Below are 18928 nucleotides of genomic sequence, written 5' to 3' on the forward strand. Positions count from 1 at the left end.
TTTTTAAAACAACTTTACAATACCATAAAAACAAAACGAAAGGATGGCAATAATGCTTATCCAAAGCAAAATATTATATAGGGTGGTTGATTTTTCGACGTCATTTTTTCTAAAATATTTATTAAAAATTACTGCCCAAATAACCAAAATGAGCAGAAATGAACCTACAATTCCACCCGAAATAACCATAATCATGGGCAACTTGATGTACACAAACAAAAACGCCCACAGAAATGGAAGTATCCAAGCTAGGCGAGTAATAAGTTTTTTCCGTTGAGCCATATCGCTAAAATCTATCCAGCCCATTTGACCAAAAATATCAGCAAACTGACGTGTCCAAGCTGCTAAAGCCGCAAAAACCGTAGAAAACAAAATTGTAAAAGAACCCGCTAAAAAGAAAGTTTTTGACCATGACCCAAGGCTTTCTGTAAACATAGACGAAAGTACTTCTATCATTTGGTAGCCCTCTGGAAGGTTGGCTTGGTGATGCAAAACTGCTGCTCCCAATAGGTAAAAAGCTGCTGTTACTGTTGTATAAATTAACATCGCCAAAAAAGCGTCGAGCTGCATTACTTTTACCCATCCTTTTACTCTGTCTTTCCAGGCGGCAGAGTCATCTCTCGGCCCTACAAACGATGCATACCCCTTTTCGAGACACCAATAGTTATAATGTATAATTTCATCGGCACCCACCCCTGTAATACCAAATGCACCGAATGCAAACGCCAAAGCAGCCTTGGGTAACTTCAAGGATAAGCCTTCTAGGATATTACCAAAGGAGATTTGGTAATGGGTATATTTCAAAAAATACAAAGAAGAAAATGTAAAAACAGTAAAGAAGGCAATCATTACCAAGGAGAGTTTTTCCAGGCTTTGATAATAACCTTGATAAACCAAAACGGCTCCTAATGCCGCCACCAAAAATGCAAAAACTGAAACAGATATTACAGGAAAAACCATGTTGAGGGTAATGGCTACACCGCCCACAATTCCGCCAACTTGTAGCAGTTTGAATATCATTATCACAAAAACTAACCAAACGCTCCACCTCGTATTTCGGATTTTTGGTCCTGGAAGTTTTGACATGATTTGCATTGACGTTTCGCCTGTACTGACCGTATGTTTGCCAAACTCTAACTGAATCATCACTTTGACCACACAACTGATCAATATGATCCAAAAACACACAAAACCTGCTTTTGCACCAAGTGTTGTTGTGGCTATGAGTTCACCAGACCCTACAATAGCCGCAGACAAAATCAAACTTGGGCCAAGATGTTTGAGTCTTTCCCTGAATGTTTCAGGAGCAAACTTAATTTTTTCTATACTTAAATGGTAAGGGTCGTTTTGCATTTTATAGGGTTGAATATTTTATAAAAATAGAAATATCTTAGCAAAACTCAACTCCATGACCAATAAATACATCAAAAAGCCCGAAGATAAAAATCTTCGGGCTTTGATTTCATTTCAATATTTTCAGAACCAATTTATCGAGAAGCTTACTCTACAGGAATTCCCACACAATAATTTCTAGAAGTACTTCCCTCATAAACACCACAAATCAATACACCTTCTTCACCATTTTTCTTGGCAGCGTTTATTTGGTCTTTTACTTCTTTTGTAGAATTAACTCTCACGTTACCAACTCTTGTAATTATAAACCCTTCCTCTATATTGGTTTGTTCTCCAAAGAAACCATCCTTTTCGATTTCCGATATTCTTACGCCATTTCTTAAACCAATCTTCTCTTTATCTTTGGCAGAAATGTCCTCTAGCGTAATTCCCAATTTACCATAAGCCGAAGCCAATTCAGGATCTTTCTTTACTATTCCTTCTCCGCCCTTGTTATTTCTAAGCGTTAATACATAATCTTTCTCCTTACCGCTTCTATTTACCGTTAGCGTCACTTTTTCGCCTGGCCTTTTTCTACCAATCAACTCTCTAAACTTAGGCTCTGATTTAGTTTCAATACCATCAACACGAACAATAACATCTCCTTTTTTGATACCTGCATCATTGGCTGCACCGTCTTCCGGCACTTCGGCAACGTATATACCTTCGTCCAAATCGGAGTCAAATTCTTTCGCGTTTTTGTTGTTTAATTCCACTGGAGCAAGGCCAATGAATCCTCTTTGAACATTACCGAACTTAATCAAATCTGTAGACACTTTCTTTACAATACTCGAAGGGACTGCGAAAGCATATCCTGCATAAGCACCGTTTGGTGACGCTATGGCCGTATTGATACCTATTAAATGTCCACGGAGATTTACCAATGCACCTCCACTATTCCCTGGATTTACGGCAGCATCAGTTTGTATAAATGATTCAATCGGAGTATCTGATCCTTTGGAGCTTTGTCCACCTCTCTGATTCTGACCTAAAATGTTGATATTTCTGCCAATAGCACTAATGATACCAGCCGTAACTGTCGATTCTAAGTTAAATGGATTACCAACGGCCAGAACCCACTCTCCTACTTTTACTTCGTCAGAATTTCCAAAAGTGATGGTGGGCAATTTTCTCTCTTCGATTTTGATAACCGCAATGTCCGTAGATGGATCTTTGCCGACTACAGTGGCATCATAAGATTTCTTGTTATAAGTCACTACTTCCAACTCACTTGCTCCATCCACTACATGATTGTTGGTCACGATGTAGCCATCCTCTGAGATGATAACACCTGAGCCTGACGACTCTTGATTTTGGGTACGTGGCCCTCCAAACATGTCATCATCCATGCCAAAAAATTGATCAAAAATAGAAGGCATTTGACGTACAGTTCTAGAACTTTTGGCCTTGATATGTACCACTGCTGGAGCCGATGCTCCTGCCGCAAAAGTAAAATCACCCGGCTGACCTGCTGGCAAATTGGCGAATTTCATCACAGAGCCGTTTGACCCAGCTTCGTTGATTACCACGTCGTTGCGATATCCATCGATGGCTCTGTAGCCAGCGATAGTTGCCACACTAGCCGAAACGGCGATGAGGGCAGTTTTCCAAGAGTTATTCAATGTCATTTTTTTAATAGCTTTGTTTTTATTGAATTTAAAACCTATAGAATTACAAATTTATTTTCAAGTAAAGCAATAACGCAAATTATTGAAATAAAATTTATTTCGCGTTCATTTGTTTAACAATTATTAACTAAAAAGCACCTTTTGGTAAATCCAAAAGATGCTGAGTTCCACTTTTCAACGCTTAATTTATCGAAATCAATTTTGGTTCTTTTGGTTTTGCTTCTTCTTTTTTAGGAATGGTCACTTGCATAACGCCGTCTTCATAAGTAGCCTCTATTTTGTCTGAATCAACGGTATTTGGCAATCTGAATGATCTGGTAAAAGATCCAAAGCTATATTCTTTTCTCAAAAACGTCTCTGTTTTTTCTTCAGTCTCGTTCTTTTCTTCTGCTGAAATGGTCAAGTTACGCTCATGAACTTCCACCTTAAAAGCTTCTTTCTTGAACCCCGGAGCTACCAACTCTATACCGAAACTATCTTCTGTTTCTTTGATGTTCGCAGCTGGAACATTCTTGTTAAATTTAGCAGCAGATTGTTCACCAAAAAGCTCATTGAAAAAAGCGGGAAAAGAATTCAAATTGTCATAGTTTCTTAAAACGGTTTTCATAATTATTGTTTGTTTTATGTTTTACAAATTTTATTTGGATGACAATGAACAAAACTTATTCCAATTGATTTTTCAAGACAAAATGGCCGAAATGCTGGTTTTGCTATAAATTTATTATGACAAAACGGCCGATTTTGAGTTTTATCATTATGACATTTTTTCTTGAGGAGCCAAAGCTGACTAATCATTTTGTTCCTAAACAATCTCTTTCAAATTTGTAAGGGCTCAAAATTGGGCGGGGAAAATACAAAATGGAATGTGGTGGAATGTTTGTGCTAACACAAACATTGGCACAAAAAAAACCTACAAGACACATCTTGCAGGTTTTTGATATATGAAGATTTCTACTCGAAATCGATATGTTACAAGTGAATTACCTCACCGTAAGCAGCAGCGGCTGCTTCCATGATGGCTTCTGACATAGTTGGATGTGGGTGAACCGACTTCACGATTTCCATACCTGTTGTTTCTAAGTTACGAGCAACAACGGCTTCTGCTATCATTTCAGTTACATTGGCACCAATCATATGACAGCCTAACCACTCACCATATTTCGCATCAAAAATTACTTTTACAAAACCTTCAGGCACACCACCAGCCTTGGCTTTGCCCGATGCTGAAAATGGAAACTTGCCTACTTTTATTTCATAACCAGCTTCTTTGGCCGCTTTTTCGGTATAACCTACAGAAGCAATTTCAGGAGAACAATACGTACATCCCGGAATATTTCCATAGTTCAAAGGCTGTGGATGATGTCCAGCCAACTTCTCCACACAAATAATACCTTCTGCACTTGCAACATGAGCCAATGCTTGTCCTGGAACCACATCACCGATGGCGAAATATCCTGGAACGTTAGTTTGATAATATTTATCAACTAAAATCTTGCCTCTATCTGTAGCAATGCCGACATCTTCTAAGCCAATGTTCTCAATGTTGGCTACTATACCTGCCGCCGAAAGTACGATGTCAGACTCAATTGTGATTTCGCCTTTAGGGGTTTTTACTGTAGAAACGCATCCAGCTCCAGAAATATCTACTTTCTCTACGCTTGAGTCTGTGTAGATTTCGATACCCATTTTTTTGTATTGCTTGGCCAATTCCTTCGAGACGTCCTCGTCTTCTACAGGAACAATATTAGGCAAAAACTCAACTATTGTAACTTTGGTACCCATGCTAGCATAGACATACGCAAACTCTACTCCTATCGCACCTGATCCTATGACTACCAATGATTTAGGTTGTTTTTCGAGCGTCATGGCTTTGCGATATTCAATCACTTTTTCGCCGTCTATAGGTACATTTGGCAAAGCTCTTGCTCTTGCACCAGTGGCAATAATGATATTTTTTCCTTCAACAATAGTTTTGGTACCATCTGCAGCAGTGACTTCTACTTTTTTGCCAGGCTGTACTTTCCCATATCCGTCTATTACGTCTATTTTGTTTTTCTTCATCAAAAACTGCACACCTTTGCTCATGCCGTCAGCTACGCTTCTTGAGCGACCAATCACTGCTGAAAAGTCTGCACTCGCTTCGCCCACGGTAATACCGTAGTCTTTGGCATGCTTAATATATTGAAACACTTGTGCCGATTTTAACAGAGCCTTGGTAGGAATACAACCCCAGTTGAGGCAGATACCGCCCAGATTTTCCTTCTCTATAACCGCTACTTTCATTCCCAACTGAGAAGCTCTAATAGCGGTAACGTAACCACCAGGGCCGCTTCCGAGAATCACAACATCATACTGTGCCATAAGAAATTTGATTTTTGGTATAATTTGGGTGCAAATTTAGTGAATAAAATCGAAAGCTAAATTCTGTGTACAACTTTTGCGACTTTATTAAACAAATAGTAAAAGTTTTGGGTGGGAAAGTACAAGTAAGATTAGGTGATACGTTGTTTCTAAACTAAGATAATACTTTATCTCAAACATCAAAGTTGGCTTTAAACCAAAATGGTTCATCAAACCACAATAGCAGATATTTTGCTAATACAAGAAATCTCGAAATCCGAGCATGATTCTGGAATTAAAAAGAGAGCACAAAAGTAGTACCTTCGTCTTGGTTGGATTTTACGGAAATATTACAACTTATAGCCTTGGCGAGGTCACGGATAAGGTGTAAACCGAGGCCAGATTTGATGCCAATAACTTCAGAATCATTAAATAAAGCCTTTATTTGATCTTCTGTGGCACCGGGGCCGTTGTCTGTGACGGAAATAAACTTCTTCCCTTGCACTTCCCATGCTTTCCAAGTTATTGTTGGATTTTCTGTCAAAGATAAAGCTCCGATAGCATTACCCGTTAAATTCCGAATTATCGTTTTTAGGTAGTTTTCGTCGGTATGTAATGTTAAATTTTCGGGACTTAGAAAATTTATTTTTATATGCTCTTGACTTTCGAAATGCCTTTGGGTGTCTTCAAAAATTGATTTTATCTCAATTTTTTTGAGAAAAGGCATAAAGTTTTGCATTTGCCCTTTGCTCCAAAGCAAGAGATCTTCCATAGAAACCAATAGGTTTTCTACACTCGTAATGGTCTTATTTTGGAGTCTTTTTTTGTTGGTTTCATCTAATAGATCTGGGCTTTCTTGCTGCAGTTGCAAAAACTGCAATAAACTGGCTACTGGACTTCGTAAATCGTGGTTTAGGATTCCCATGAATCGTATTTTGGCTTTATTGGCCTCCTCCAGCTCTGTGTTTAATGTTTGTAGTTTCTTATTGGCTTTTTGGCTGGTATTTCGTTGGTAAAACAACAAGCCTCCGATTATGCTCAAAAGAAGTAACCCACTGACATAAAACCATTTTTGGGTTTCTTTGGCGGCCAAATTGAGATTGGCAATCTCCACTTCCGTTTTCTTCAATTTCACCTCGTTTTCGGCGGCCGACAATTGTTTTTTATTCGAAATACCCAGAATCTGTTCGGCTTTTAAGTCGGCTTGGGTTTTTAAATAGTTAAGTTTTACCAAGTCTCGTTCTTTGTTGCTAACGCTCAGTTTAGCGTTGTTTAGGGCCAGCAACAATTGACCTTGTTTTAAGCTTTCGGTATCCAAAAGCTGCTGATTTTTATATTTTTCTTCCTTGTTATCAAACTCATACTGAATTTCAAGCCTGGCTAATTGCTTTTGATTATTTTCGTTGTCAATACTTTCTTTTATGTCAACGTATTTTTTGAAATACAAATAGGCACTGTCTACTATTCCCTTTTTTTCGTAGATATCGCTAAGTCCAAGGTAGGCGTCTCTTAGCACATCTCGGGTTCCTATTTCCAGAGCAATGTCCTTTGATTTCATCATAAAAGGCAAAGCCTCATCTAGCCTGTTTTTTTGTAGATAATATTCACCAACACCTGCATTGTTGATGGCCATTCCCTTTTTATTTCCTACCTCTTCAGATAGTTTAAGTGCCTTGCTATGGTTTTCAAATGACGCCTCAAAAATCTTTTGCCTTGCATATACAAGGCCCAAATTGCCATAATCGCGTGCCATACCCAGCTTATTATTCATTTCAATGTCTCTGGCTAAGGCTTTACTAAAAAATTCTAATGCTTTTTCGTAGTTTTTGGTATCCAAATACACCGAAGCGATGTTGTTGTAGCCTGCGGCCATTCCGTCTGTTGAGTTGGCGGTTGTATTGATTGTAAGGGCATCTTGAAAGTGTTTAAGGGCTAAATCATACTTTTTTTGTGTGGTATAAATAATCCCAATGTTGCTGTAGGCCAATCCTGCAAGTTTAGGTAATTTAGATTTTTCGGCCACTCTAATAGAGTTTTGAAAATAAAACAATGCCTCTGGATATTTATTTTGAACCAGGGCTACTGACCCTAAATTATTATTACAAATGATGATTCCAGAATATATTTTTGATTCTTCAAATAACTTTAGCGAGGTTTGGAAATTAGCTTCGGCTTTTTGATAATCACCGACCGATACGTACTTTGCTCCCAGCAACTTATAGCCTTCGGCCTGGCCTTTTTTAAAGTATAGTTTATTAGATAACTGAATAGCTTCTTCCGCATGCAACTGCATATTACTTGGATTTACGCCATAGTTTGCAACTGAAATTTTTAGCAATAACATTACCCTCGAAGTATCTGGAGTTGTATTTTTTTGGAGTTCGGCAGTGAGGTCTTCAATGGCTTTGTTTGACTGCGAAAATAATAATCTACTCCAAAGGAGCAAAAAGAAAAATAAAAATTTAGTCTTCATTGTAGTTGTAACAGATTTTCTCTAAAACTCCTTCCAATAGGTACTAGAAACTCATTCCGCAACATAACATCGTTGGTCTGAATTTTTAATACGTAGTGTTTCTGAATGGCGTAGCTGCGATGAACACGCACAAAACTACTAAAATATTGATCTTTGATAAGCACTCCTAAACTCGATAACACGCAATGTTGCTTGGTTTCTGTTACTATTTTGGTGTAGTCTTTAAGTGCTTCAAGATATAAAATATCATGAAGCTTTATTTTAACTTGGACTGTGCCTTCTTTAATATAAATTACATCACCACCCAAGCTCGCTTCAAAAAGATTGGCCTTTTGCTTAAGTTCCAAATAATCTCGAATACGATCAACCGTCTTGGTGAACCTATCAAATTTGAGTGGCTTTACTATAAAATCGAGCGTGTCCAAATCAAAACTTTCAACAGCAAATTCAGGATGTGATGTAATGAAAATGCAAATTGGAACATCCTTGGCAATTTTCCTGAAGTCAATCCCATTCATATTGGGCATATCAATATCCAAAAAAAGAACCTCCACTTTTTCGTTCTCCAAAACAGGAATGGCATCGAAGGCATTTTCAAAAACACCAACTACATGGAACGCCCCGCATCTGTTTACAAAAGAGCTTACGGTGAGTCTATCAATCTCTTCGTCGTCAATGATTATGCAAGTTATTGGCTTCATAAAACAAACATACCGATAATTTTCAAGCCTTGAAAACCTTGAATCGATATTTCTCAGTGTCGTTCGTCTATTTGTTGGGTTGTTTATCTATTGGCTATTTCAAGGAGCGACGCTTTCATGCAACTTTGGAAACTATTGAAGACCGAATTGATGTGAAAAATTATATAAAACAATGTAAAACGATTCTTCATCAAAAGATAAACAGGATTTAAACAAAGTGAAAATTAATCTCGAAACACACCATGAACAACAACATTATACCCATTGGCAGTCGTAAAAAAGTGCCCTCTGAAGATATTTTATATCTACAGTCAGACCTCAACTACACCAAAGTGTTTTTGGTAAATGGCCAAATGATTTTTTCGTCCACTACACTAAAAATCATCGAAAGTCGCCTTGCCGAAAACCCTGAGTTTTTAAGAATAAACCGCGGCGTGGTCATCAATCGACAACACGTAAAAACCTACCAAGAAGCCAGGGTGGAGCTTTCAAACAATCTGAGTTTCGTGGTTTCGAGGAGGCGTAAGGCGTTTTTAAATGTTATTTAAATTGTTAATTATTAATTGATTGTGATATGAAAAAAGTGTTGATTTTATTGATGTTTGTAAGTTTAGGATTGGTTGGCCAAACACCGAAAATGGAGATTGTGGTAGGTACTACCGAAAACGTTGATGGTATTAAAGTTACTTCAAAAAACACTTCTCCGAATGCCCACAACTATTCAATTTATGGTTTAAACAAATCCACAACTTATAATGGCATAGGCGTATATGGTGGCCACGAAGGCTCTGGCACTGGAGTGCATGGCTATTCCAAAAACGGCACTGGTGTATCCGGCTTTTCCCAAATGGGCACCTTTGGATCTGGCGTCTATGGATTAGCGTATGGAGCCGGAAAAAGTGGGGTAAAAGGATATTCCGAAAACGGTTACGGAAACGGTATTCTTGGTGAGGCAGAGTCAGGTATTGGTGTAAAAGGATATGCTCTGAATTTTTTCAGTACAACTGGTATAGGAGGGCATTTTTCTAATGCTTCACCAACAGGATATGCCCTTATAACGGGTACCGGTTTAGTAGGCATAGGAACAGAAACTCCAGCTGCCAAAATGGACATAAAGGGAACATCCTATTTAAGTCATTTTTATTATGACTCTGCCGAAGACACATATATAAGGGGGGGGAAAGCCGGCTCAAAAGTTTTAATTAATGACATTTCGGGTATGGGAAGTGTAGGAATTGGTTTGTCAAATCCAAATGAGTTATTGGATGTAAACGGTAGAATGAGAATCCGACACAATGTAAATACATCTGGTATCTGGATGAGTAATTCCACAAACAGCCTAAACGGAGCTGATGGGGCTTTTTATGGCATGATTACTGATACCCAAGCAGGAATTTATATTGGCAATGCTTGGCGATTTGCAGTAAATAGTAATGGAAATGTAGTAAATACTGGTTTTACACAACTAGGCAATACAGTACCCGCTGGTGCTGCCGCTGGTGCTACGGCACCCACAATCAAAGTCTTGAAGCTCATTGGAACAACCGCCGCTACCCAAGGTACGAGTGTTTCAGTAAATCATGGAATACCCGGAAATAAAATTTTAGATTATCAAGTAATTGTCAATCAAGCAGGTACCAATGGAGTTCCGCCAAATTATACTGTTTTAGCTGGTTTTCTATACAATATTGGAAGTGATTCAGGTGCAATATATGTTGCTAATGCTGCTGGCAATAGTGCAAATATTTTGAGTAAACCATTTAGAGTTTACATAACCTACGAAGAATAACATAAATCTAAAACTATTTTTCATATACATCAAAACAATAATCATAACTCTCTCATTATAAATGCTTATCACCATGAAAAAAATCTTATTTCTCTTACTATTTATTAGCCTCAAAATTTGCGGACAGTCAATTACTATTGCTCCTTCCAATATTGGAGGAACTCCAAATGGTGTTATCAAGACCGCTACTTCAAAAATAGGACTGGAACATACCGATGGAACAATACGATTGAATACTTATATCGGAACGGCAAGCCAAATAGGTGGCTGGCTACAAACCTATACTGACCACCCGCTGGTTTTTTCCACATCTAATGGAAGTGCTCAATTGTTTTTGAATAATGATGGAAATATTGTTTTGAATCCAAGTGATGGAAAAACAGGAAATGTAGGAATTGGAATTGAAAAACTTGGCATCCCCAACTATAAACTTGATATAAATGGTCGAAGCAGAATTCGACATAATGGATCAACAGCAGGTTTATGGTTTAATAAATCTGACAATACCGAAGGAGCATTTGCGGGAATGTACGACAACAATATTTTTGGTTTTTTCGGAATGGGTACCATTGCAAACTGGAGATTTGCCTTTGATTTGGTCAATACAAAAATGGGAATTGGCTCATTTTCGCCAAAACACCCACTTACTTTTTCAAGTAATATAGGTGATAAAATATCTTTTTGGGGAGGTGAAACAGCCGCATCAGACAACCACTATGGCATCGGAATACAAGCCTCTGCACTGCAACTATTTGTGCCTAGTGCAACCGAAAACATTATATTTGGAACAGGAAGAAGTGCCTTATTCACCGAAAACATGAGAATAAATGGCGGCGGAAACGTAGGAATTGGCACCAATAACCCACAAGAAAAACTACACGTTAATGGAAAAATAAGAGCTTCAAATCTGGTAGGTTCGGGCAATAGGTCAGTATCGGCTGATGCCAACGGAAATTTATTTATTTCGACTGAAAGGTTTGCTTTTTCAGCAAAAAAAGTGGGAGCAAGTAACTTGAGTGTTCTTTCTAATACTTCATATACTATACCGTTTTCGATTGAGGAATATGATTACCAAAGCAATTTCAATAATTCCACAGGTGAGTTCACCGCACCTCTTAGCGGGGTTTATCACTTTGATGCCTCTATTCAATGGGGTACCTCGGCTGTCAGCAATGGAGAAGGGTTCATGTTTTTGATGTTGAACAACGGTTTTCATCAAAGTGTTGCTACTCCGATTAATTTAAACAAATCTTTTACTACTCAAATAAGCCGGGATATTCAATTAACTAGTGGTGATGTAGTGAAAATTGACATTTTTCAGACTTCTTTAACAACCCAACTCATTACGAATACTGACTATTATGTTCGGTTTTCTGGTCATTTAGTTTTCCGTTTTTAAAAGTTCACCACCAGAAGAAAATGTTTGAAATACCAAGTATAGTACAATTTCCCCCCTCAAAACAACCCCAAAAACAAAGTCGGCACCTCCGTCTCAAAACGCATGGCTTCTTTTGTAACTGGGTGGGTAAATGATAAAACCCATGCGTGCAGCCCTAGGCGTTTGATGGGATTGGTCGTGGCTCCGTATTTGTCGTCACCTATCACCGAGTGGCCGAGGTCTTTCATGTGTACACGGATCTGGTTTTTGCGGCCGGTTTCAAGGTTCACCTGTAGCAAACTGTGCTTTTTTGAGGTTTTGGTTACTTCGTAATAGGTTACGGCTTTTTGCCCATGTTCGGGATTTTGTGATGAATACATGATCAAAGCTTTACTCTCTGTCAAATAGGAAATAATTTTACCCACAGGCTTCGCCACAATTCCTTCCACAACCGCTAAATAGGTACGTTCCAGAATGTTGTCATTCCAGTTTTCTTGCAGAGCCTTTTGGATTCTTTGGCTTTTGGCATACATCATAATGCCTGAAGTGTCTTTATCAAGGCGGTGAACTACAAATATTTTGTTGGCAGGATCCTGCCTTTTTACATATTCGCTTAATACGCTATAAGCCGTGTTTTCTTTTTGTTTTTCAGTGGCTATCGAAAGCAAGCCAGCCTCCTTGTCAATTACAATCAAATATTGGTCTTCAAAAATGATTTTCAACCCTCTAAATTTAATTTCTTCAGGCTGTTTTTCCCAACGGATTTCAACTTTTTGCCCTGGCACCAAAGGCTGATTAAACTGGCTGATGGCTTCTCCTTCAACAAAAACCTTCTTGTCTCTCAGCAAAACCTTCACATCGTTTCGGCTCTTTTGAGGCATTTTTTCCAACAAAAAAACCAGAAGTTCAGAATCCTGCTCAACTTCAAACTTGAGGTCGTTCGGCTTACCTTTTTTCTTTTGTGAAAATGTTCTTTTGATTTCTTTGGGTTGCCTCATTTACACTATATTTTAAAAAATCAAGCCCTATCCAAGTCGCTTGAATAGGGCTCAAAACTTATTTCTTAATTTTGTTTATTTCAAAGTCTCCACAGCCGACTTTATTCTCGCTACGGCTTCTTTCAAGGCCTCGTCTGATGCTGCAGTAGAAATACGAATACAGTTAGGAGCACCAAATGATCCACCCCCAACTGTGGCCACAAATACCTTTTCTAACAACCACATTGAAAGGTCGTCAGAGTTGTTTATGGTTACTTCACCGTCTGTTTTTCCAAAATAATAACTTACATCAGGGAATGCGTAAAACGCTCCTTCTGGTACGTTTACTTTGAATCCTTCTATTTCCTTCAACAAACCTATCACCAAATCTCTTCTTACCAAATACGCCCTTTTCATGGTTTCAGGGGCAGTCATATCGTCCCAAGCTACCACTGAGGCTCTTTGAGCGATGCTGTTGGTTCCTGATGTAACCTGACCTTGTAGTTTGTCGATACCATCCACAATCCACTTGGCTGCACCAATGAAACCAATCCTCCATCCTGTCATGGCAAATCCTTTGGCCATACCATTCACGGTAATTACCCTCTCTTTGATGGCAGGAATAGACCCGATACTGAAATGTCCTTCCTCACGGAAGTTGATATATTCATAGATTTCGTCAGCAAGGACGAATACATTTTCGTGTTTTTCGATAACCGCTGCAATCGCCCTTAACTCGGCTTCACTATAAACCGACCCAGTTGGGTTGTTCGGCGATGCATACATAACCACTTTCGTTCTGTCCGTGATGGCAGCTTCTAATTGCTCTGGCGTTACTTTAAAGTCATTATCAAAAGCTCCTTCCAAAATCACAGAAGTTCCTTCGGCCAATTTCACCATTTCAGAGTAACTTACCCAATATGGAGCAAAAATGATCACCTCATCACCCGGATTTACCATCACGGCCAAGGCATTGGCCAAAGAATGTTTGGCACCAGTAGAAACAATTACGTTCTCTGGTTTCCAGTCTATATTGTTGTCACGTTTAAATTTCTCAGCTATTACCTTTCTCAATTCTGGAATTCCAGCCACAGGTGTGTATGCGTGGAATCCATTGTCAATAGCCTGTTTTGCAGCCTCACAGATGTGCTTTGGCGTTTTGAAATCAGGCTCACCTATTGAAAGATTGATTACTTTGTGGCCTTGTGCAGCCAACTCTCTCGATTTTTTTGACATTGCAAGCGTTGCAGATTCTTCCAAATTGTTGATTCTGTCAGCGAGCAAATTTGCGGTTTCAACCATTACAGACATTTTTTAGATTTTTTTGTTTCCCAAAACTTATTGATTTTCAAAAAACTAAGTGTTTCTAGAAATCGGGTGCAAAATTACACAATAGCTTTTTAAATGCCTTGGGTTTTTTTATTTAATGTGACACTCTTAAAACTAAAATGTCATTTTATAATAACTACTAAAATCAAAATTTGCATTTCAAAAAAGAAATACAAAAAGACTCAAAATGTAATTATTTTTCTAAAATTTCATTAATCAGGTCTATTGCAGTGTCGTTGGTCGAGCTACTTAGAATGATTACCGTTGTTTTGGATTTCATGTTTCTAGAAATAAAATTTTCGAAACCTACCCAACTACCCGTATGTGAGATATTTTTGTTGTTTCCCTCAATTTCCCAACCAAATCCATATCCAAACTCTTCTCCATTTAAAAGTTTTCCGCTCGTAAAAGCCTCTTTCATGGTGGCCGCCGAAACCAACTTTGTGGTATACAATGCCTGATCCCATTTCAATAAATCCTCCATAGAAGAATAAATATTGCCATCGCCCACCACGCCATCCATATTGGTTAAATCATTAAGGTATTTTTTGCCATTTTTTACTTCAAATCCATAAACTCTTTGGTGGCCGATACTCGTATTATTCTTCATGTTTTTATAAAATACATAGGAATCTCTAAAACCTAGCGGGGCTGATATTTTAGTCTTGAAATAGTCTTCAATAGGTATTTTGGATGTTTTTTCTATAATATTGGCCAATAGTGCATAGCCAGTATTGCAATATTCCCATTGGGTGCCAGGTTCAAAAATGAGCTTTGGCTTTTTTGCAGATAACAAGAACAGCAATTTTTTGTTGGTCAAAATTTCGTCCTCGTCTAGATATTGTTCAACAAAATCGAAATACTCTGGCAATCCAGAAGTATGGTTGAGCAGGTGACGAATGGTCATTTTTTTATACGGAAACTCCGGGAAATATTGCGTCAATTTATCATCGTAATCAAGCTTTCCCGCTTCTTTAAGTTGCATGATCATCATCGCAAAAAACTGTTTTGAAACCGAAGCAAGATTAAACGTTGAATTGAACTTTAAGGCTTCATTGGTTTTAAAATTGGCTACTCCAAAGACTTTTTTATAGATTGGATTACCATTTTGAGCAATCAAAACTGCTCCGTTGAATTTGCCTTTTTTATACAAACCTTGCAGCTCAATATCAATTTCTTTTATCTGATAGGCAGAAGGTTGTGCATAAATTTCAACCGAAAACAGGAGTACAAGCGAAAGTTTAAAAATACTTTTCATGGTTTATAATTTATAAATTCGGCTAAGCTGGAAAACCCAGACAGATTGTAAAAAATTCATTTCTTTGAGTATCGACCCTTTTTACTTAAAACAAGGCAATATTAAGCAGTTAAATTGCCAATTTTAAGATTTAATGACTAATACCTTAAATTCTTTTTTAATTTTGAATTCGGTATAACTTTAGATGAATGGAAATCAATATAATTGGAGGTGGAATTGGTGGCCTTACAGCGGCTTTATGTCTGCACGAAGCTGGATTTGAAGTAAAAGTATTTGAATCTGTAAAAGAAATCAGGCCACTGGGTGTTGGAATCAACATTTTACCGCACTGCGTAAGGGTATTGACCAACCTTGGTTTGCAAGAAAAAATTGCCCAAAGTGCCATAGAAACCTCCGATTTGGTATATTTTAATAAATTTGGACAACAGTTTTGGACCGAGCCACGCGGCAGATTTGCCGGCTATAGGTGGCCGCAGTTTTCAGTTCATCGCGGGGTTTTACAAATGATTTTGTTGGATGCCGTAAAGGAGCGAATTGGGGAAAAATGCTTATTTCTTAATCACCATCTTTCGCATTTCGATCAGTTAGAAGGTCAAGTGACCGCTCATTTTATAGATAAAGAAACTGGCGAAAAAATATTAGAATCCACCTCTGACATCCTCATTGGTGCTGATGGCATAAATTCTGAAGTCAGAAAACAACTCAATCCGGAAGAGGGATTACCTGTGTATTCTGAGAATGTTTTGTACCGTGGAGCTAGCAAAATGAAGGGCTTTCTGAATAGCACATCTATGGTAATGGTGGGGCATTTGGGGCAAAAAATGGTGGCTTATCCTATCGCCAACCAACCTGACGAAGACGGAAATTATTTGATAAATTGGGTAGCGAACCTTAGAGAAGGAAAATCTAAACTCACTGCACGAGATTGGAATAGAGAAGCCGACAAACAACGACTGGTGGATATTTATAAAAACTGGAATTTTGATTGGCTAAATGTTCCTGAAATGATAGATAAAGCCGAAAAAGTATATGAGTTTCCGATGTCTGACCGCAATCCTCTGGAGAAATGGACAGAAGGTAGAGTGACCTTGTTGGGAGATGCAGCACACCCAATGTACCCCATCGGCTCCAACGGTGCTTCCCAGGCAATATTGGATGCTGATGCACTTTGCGAAGCTTTAAAAAGTGAAAAAACTGCCGAATTGGCACTTTTTGTTTACGAAGCAGAGAGATTGCCTGCTACTACAAGTGTAGTTTTGCAAAATCGTGCCAAAGGCCCAGACCAAATCATGGACATGATGGAAGAATGGTTTCCAGATGGTTTCACGAAAGAACAAATACCGCATGAGGCACTCAAAGAGGTAATGGACAACTACAAAAAAATAGCTGGTTTTGATATCAATACACTAAATCTAAAAAAATGAAAAGACATCTACTAATCATCTTGGTTCTAATTACCATACTGGCAAAAGCTCAACAACCGCCCGTTAAAATTAACGGCATACCGCAGCTTTTGTATTGGGAAAACTCACCCAACAGTGTTTCACTAAAAGCGGGCGTTTTGGAAATAGAAGCTGGAGCCAAAACCGACATGTTTCGTGACCCAAACGTGACTTACAACACCGATAATGCCCCAAAACTGATGTTTGTTCCAGACAAAAATTTTGTGCTAACGGCCACTATAGAGCAAAGTTTTGTCAACAAATGGGACGCTGGAGCTTTGGTGCTCAAAGCCGATAGCCTCAACTGGATAAAGTTCTGTTTTGAAAGGGACTACTTGGGTTACAGAAGGATAGTTTCGGTGGTAACAAAAGACGTGTCTGACGATGCCAATGCACAAAGTGTAAACGAAAACTTTGCTCATTTCAAGATAGCTAAAGCCGACAATGTGGTCACACTTTATGTTTCTACTGACGGAAAAAAGTGGCTATTAATCAGGCACTTACAGTTCAACACCGACGAAGAGGTAAAAGTGGGTTTCTTGGCACAATCGCCGCTGGGACAACGATGCAAAGTAAAGTTTTCGAACATAAAATATGAGGCCAAGAAAATAAAAGACCCTTATGCGGGGAATTGAGAGAATTATGAATCCAAGTTTCTAACATTTGAACTACTAATTCTACTTTCACACTCAAATGCTGCGGCAGGGATGGAGCCTTTGTTTGAGCTCCTTTGGTGGGCTGGCCAAGGCCAGCCCACCAAAGAGCGAGTGGCGACAGCCCGACCTTCGGGGCCGCCCAAAATATAATGATTACAAAAGAACCTTAATAAAACCTCAACCTATGAAAAAAAGAGAATTCTTAAAATCGGCTTCCGTTTTGGCTGCCGGAGCGGCATTTCCAGAATTAATGTCTTGCACTAGTAATACTTCTGAATCCACCCAAACCACTGAGACGGTGCATGTGGGCAGGACCAATTGGGCGGGAAATTATACGTACAGCACCGACAATTTGGTGGCTCCGAAAACTGTGGAAGAGCTACAAGAACTCATAAAATCATACAAAAAAGTCAAAGGGCTGGGTACAATGCACTGCTTCAATGGCATAGCAGATAGCAAGTTTAACCAGATTTCGACAGCGGCTTTAAACAAGGTGATTTCGTTAGACAAAGAGAACGAGACCATTACGGTGGAATCAGGCATTAAATATGGCGAGTTTTGTGAGTATCTTGATAAAAACGGTTTTGCCTTGCACAATTTGGCCTCTTTGCCACACATTTCTGTTGCCGGGGCCTGTTCCACCTCCACACACGGCTCGGGCATAAGCAACGGCAGTCTTGCCACGGCGGCAATTGCCCTCGAAATGGTAAATGGCAAAGGTGAAGTAGTGAGGCTCACCAAAGAAAAAAACCGTGAGGAATTTCTGATGGCCATAGTGAGTTTGGGTGCTTTGGGCATTATCACAAAGGTGACATTGAAAGTGCAGCCGACTTTTAAAATGAAGCAAGTGGTGTACCAAAACATGCCTATGGCCGCACTGGAGAAGGATTTTGAGAAAATAATGGCCAGTGGTTATAGCGTAAGTTTATTTACCGACTGGAAAAATAAAAACGTGAGTGAGGTTTGGATAAAAGTAAAATCTGACGACGTGAAGGAGTTTGCTCCCGAGTTTTATGGGGCAAAATTGGCCAATAAAAACCTGCACCCCATAGCGTCTGCCGACCCGGTGAATTGCACCGACCAAATGGGTGTGGACGGGACTTGGTTTGAACGCATGCCGCACTTCAAAATGGGTTTTACGCCGAGCAGTGGCAAAGAACTGCAAGCGGAGTATTTTGTAAATATCAAAGATGCTTATCAGGCATTTATGGCTGTAGAAAAACTGAATGAGAAAGTGTCTCCGCTCCTATTCATCACCGAAATTCGTACCATAGCGGGCGACGAAATACCGATGAGTCCATTTTATAAAAAGACTTGTTTGGCTATACATTTTACGTGGAAACAGGAAGTAAATGCCGTAATGGCACTGTTGCCGGAAGTCGAAAAGGCACTAGAACCGTTTGGAGCGAGACCACACTGGGGCAAGGTTTTTACACTTCAACCCTTTGTTTTACAAGGAAGAATCGAAAAACTCAATGAATTTAAGGCTTTGATGATCAAACATGATCCAGAGGGTAAATTCAGAAATGACTTTATCGAGACCAATTTGTTCGGTTAAAAAATTA

Annotated in this window: 15 protein-coding genes; 6 read left to right on the plus strand and 9 right to left on the minus strand. The window is 38.9% G+C overall.

Features of this window, described 5'->3' with window-relative positions; genetic code table 11:
• Nucleotides 1-3: 3 nt before the first annotated feature.
• The 6 genes from EGI24_RS00250 to EGI24_RS00275 form a co-directional block, all read right to left on the minus strand.
• Nucleotides 4-1353 (minus strand): Nramp family divalent metal transporter, encoded by a 1350-nt coding sequence (locus tag EGI24_RS00250; protein ID WP_255046137.1) that lies wholly within the window; start codon nt 1351-1353, stop codon nt 4-6.
• 146 nt (nt 1354-1499) lie between these two features.
• A complete protein-coding gene (locus EGI24_RS00255) occupies nt 1500-3020 on the minus strand; it encodes a trypsin-like peptidase domain-containing protein (RefSeq protein ID WP_255046138.1) in 1521 nt (506 codons plus the stop codon).
• Between the two features lie 181 nt (nt 3021-3201).
• Nucleotides 3202-3627: an Hsp20/alpha crystallin family protein gene (locus tag EGI24_RS00260; protein WP_255046139.1), complete on the minus strand. Its 426-nt coding sequence runs from the start codon at nt 3625-3627 to the stop codon at nt 3202-3204.
• Nucleotides 3628-3989: 362 nt separating this feature from the next.
• Complete coding sequence (gene lpdA / locus EGI24_RS00265) at nt 3990-5381, minus strand: dihydrolipoyl dehydrogenase (RefSeq protein ID WP_255046140.1); 1392 nt, start codon at nt 5379-5381, stop codon at nt 3990-3992.
• A gap of 274 nt (nt 5382-5655) precedes the next feature.
• The gene (locus tag EGI24_RS00270) at nt 5656-7833 is read right to left on the minus strand and encodes a tetratricopeptide repeat-containing sensor histidine kinase (RefSeq protein ID WP_255046141.1); all 2178 of its coding nucleotides are present in this window, start codon (nt 7831-7833) and stop codon (nt 5656-5658) included.
• Nucleotides 7830-8534 carry a LytTR family DNA-binding domain-containing protein gene (locus tag EGI24_RS00275; protein ID WP_255046143.1) on the minus strand — a complete coding sequence of 235 codons (705 nt, stop codon included), beginning with the start codon at nt 8532-8534 and terminating at the stop codon, nt 7830-7832. The genes EGI24_RS00270 and EGI24_RS00275 overlap by 4 nt, the downstream gene beginning before the upstream one ends.
• A gap of 242 nt (nt 8535-8776) precedes the next feature.
• Here EGI24_RS00275 and EGI24_RS00280 point away from each other — a divergent pair, with 242 nt between their 5' ends.
• The 3 genes from EGI24_RS00280 (at nt 8777) to EGI24_RS00290 (ending at nt 11722) form a co-directional block, all read left to right on the plus strand.
• Nucleotides 8777-9082 (plus strand): LytTR family DNA-binding domain-containing protein, encoded by a 306-nt coding sequence (locus EGI24_RS00280; RefSeq protein WP_255046145.1) that lies wholly within the window; start codon nt 8777-8779, stop codon nt 9080-9082.
• Nucleotides 9083-9108: 26 nt separating this feature from the next.
• Nucleotides 9109-10323 (plus strand): hypothetical protein, encoded by a 1215-nt coding sequence (locus EGI24_RS00285; protein WP_255046146.1) that lies wholly within the window; start codon nt 9109-9111, stop codon nt 10321-10323.
• 73 nt (nt 10324-10396) lie between these two features.
• Nucleotides 10397-11722 carry a C1q-like domain-containing protein gene (locus EGI24_RS00290; RefSeq protein WP_255046148.1) on the plus strand — a complete coding sequence of 442 codons (1326 nt, stop codon included), beginning with the start codon at nt 10397-10399 and terminating at the stop codon, nt 11720-11722.
• Nucleotides 11723-11778: 56 nt separating this feature from the next.
• On the opposite strand, the gene EGI24_RS00295 is transcribed toward EGI24_RS00290, so the two are convergent.
• The 3 genes from EGI24_RS00295 to EGI24_RS00305 all read right to left on the minus strand — a co-directional run bounded on the left by EGI24_RS00295 (nt 11779) and on the right by EGI24_RS00305 (nt 15265).
• The gene (locus EGI24_RS00295) at nt 11779-12699 is read right to left on the minus strand and encodes an RluA family pseudouridine synthase (RefSeq protein WP_255046149.1); all 921 of its coding nucleotides are present in this window, start codon (nt 12697-12699) and stop codon (nt 11779-11781) included.
• Nucleotides 12700-12774: 75 nt separating this feature from the next.
• Nucleotides 12775-13989: a pyridoxal phosphate-dependent aminotransferase gene (locus tag EGI24_RS00300; protein WP_255046150.1), complete on the minus strand. Its 1215-nt coding sequence runs from the start codon at nt 13987-13989 to the stop codon at nt 12775-12777.
• Nucleotides 13990-14200: 211 nt separating this feature from the next.
• Nucleotides 14201-15265 (minus strand): serine hydrolase, encoded by a 1065-nt coding sequence (locus EGI24_RS00305; protein WP_255046151.1) that lies wholly within the window; start codon nt 15263-15265, stop codon nt 14201-14203.
• Nucleotides 15266-15453: 188 nt separating this feature from the next.
• On the opposite strand from EGI24_RS00305, the gene EGI24_RS00310 reads away from it, so the two are divergent.
• The 3 genes from EGI24_RS00310 to EGI24_RS00320 all read left to right on the plus strand — a co-directional run bounded on the left by EGI24_RS00310 (nt 15454) and on the right by EGI24_RS00320 (nt 18921).
• On the plus strand, nt 15454-16689 hold the full coding sequence (locus tag EGI24_RS00310) for a flavin-dependent oxidoreductase (RefSeq protein ID WP_255046152.1): 1236 nt from the start codon (nt 15454-15456) through the stop codon (nt 16687-16689).
• Nucleotides 16686-17342 carry a DUF1349 domain-containing protein gene (locus EGI24_RS00315; protein WP_255046153.1) on the plus strand — a complete coding sequence of 219 codons (657 nt, stop codon included), beginning with the start codon at nt 16686-16688 and terminating at the stop codon, nt 17340-17342. The genes EGI24_RS00310 and EGI24_RS00315 overlap by 4 nt, the downstream gene beginning before the upstream one ends.
• Nucleotides 17343-17547: 205 nt before the next feature.
• On the plus strand, nt 17548-18921 hold the full coding sequence (locus EGI24_RS00320) for an FAD-binding protein (RefSeq protein WP_255046154.1): 1374 nt from the start codon (nt 17548-17550) through the stop codon (nt 18919-18921).
• Nucleotides 18922-18928: the final 7 nt, after the last annotated feature.

Source organism: Lacihabitans sp. CS3-21 (assembly GCF_024343675.1).
In the GTDB taxonomy this organism is placed as follows: domain Bacteria; phylum Bacteroidota; class Bacteroidia; order Cytophagales; family Spirosomataceae; genus Leadbetterella.

Coding starts and splice junctions, on each gene's coding strand:
- EGI24_RS00290 (WP_255046148.1), top strand. CDS start 10,397: ATGAAAAAAATCTTATTTCTCTTACTATTTATTAGCCTCAAAATTTGC.
- EGI24_RS00285 (WP_255046146.1), top strand. CDS start 9,109: ATGAAAAAAGTGTTGATTTTATTGATGTTTGTAAGTTTAGGATTGGTT.
- EGI24_RS00315 (WP_255046153.1), top strand. CDS start 16,686: ATGAAAAGACATCTACTAATCATCTTGGTTCTAATTACCATACTGGCA.
- EGI24_RS00295 (WP_255046149.1), bottom strand. CDS start 12,699: ATGAGGCAACCCAAAGAAATCAAAAGAACATTTTCACAAAAGAAAAAA.
- EGI24_RS00255 (WP_255046138.1), bottom strand. CDS start 3,020: ATGACATTGAATAACTCTTGGAAAACTGCCCTCATCGCCGTTTCGGCT.
- EGI24_RS00250 (WP_255046137.1), bottom strand. CDS start 1,353: ATGCAAAACGACCCTTACCATTTAAGTATAGAAAAAATTAAGTTTGCT.
- EGI24_RS00310 (WP_255046152.1), top strand. CDS start 15,454: ATGGAAATCAATATAATTGGAGGTGGAATTGGTGGCCTTACAGCGGCT.
- EGI24_RS00270 (WP_255046141.1), bottom strand. CDS start 7,833: ATGAAGACTAAATTTTTATTTTTCTTTTTGCTCCTTTGGAGTAGATTA.
- EGI24_RS00280 (WP_255046145.1), top strand. CDS start 8,777: ATGAACAACAACATTATACCCATTGGCAGTCGTAAAAAAGTGCCCTCT.
- EGI24_RS00275 (WP_255046143.1), bottom strand. CDS start 8,534: ATGAAGCCAATAACTTGCATAATCATTGACGACGAAGAGATTGATAGA.
- EGI24_RS00260 (WP_255046139.1), bottom strand. CDS start 3,627: ATGAAAACCGTTTTAAGAAACTATGACAATTTGAATTCTTTTCCCGCT.
- EGI24_RS00300 (WP_255046150.1), bottom strand. CDS start 13,989: ATGTCTGTAATGGTTGAAACCGCAAATTTGCTCGCTGACAGAATCAAC.
- lpdA (WP_255046140.1), bottom strand. CDS start 5,381: ATGGCACAGTATGATGTTGTGATTCTCGGAAGCGGCCCTGGTGGTTAC.
- EGI24_RS00320 (WP_255046154.1), top strand. CDS start 17,548: ATGAAAAAAAGAGAATTCTTAAAATCGGCTTCCGTTTTGGCTGCCGGA.
- EGI24_RS00305 (WP_255046151.1), bottom strand. CDS start 15,265: ATGAAAAGTATTTTTAAACTTTCGCTTGTACTCCTGTTTTCGGTTGAA.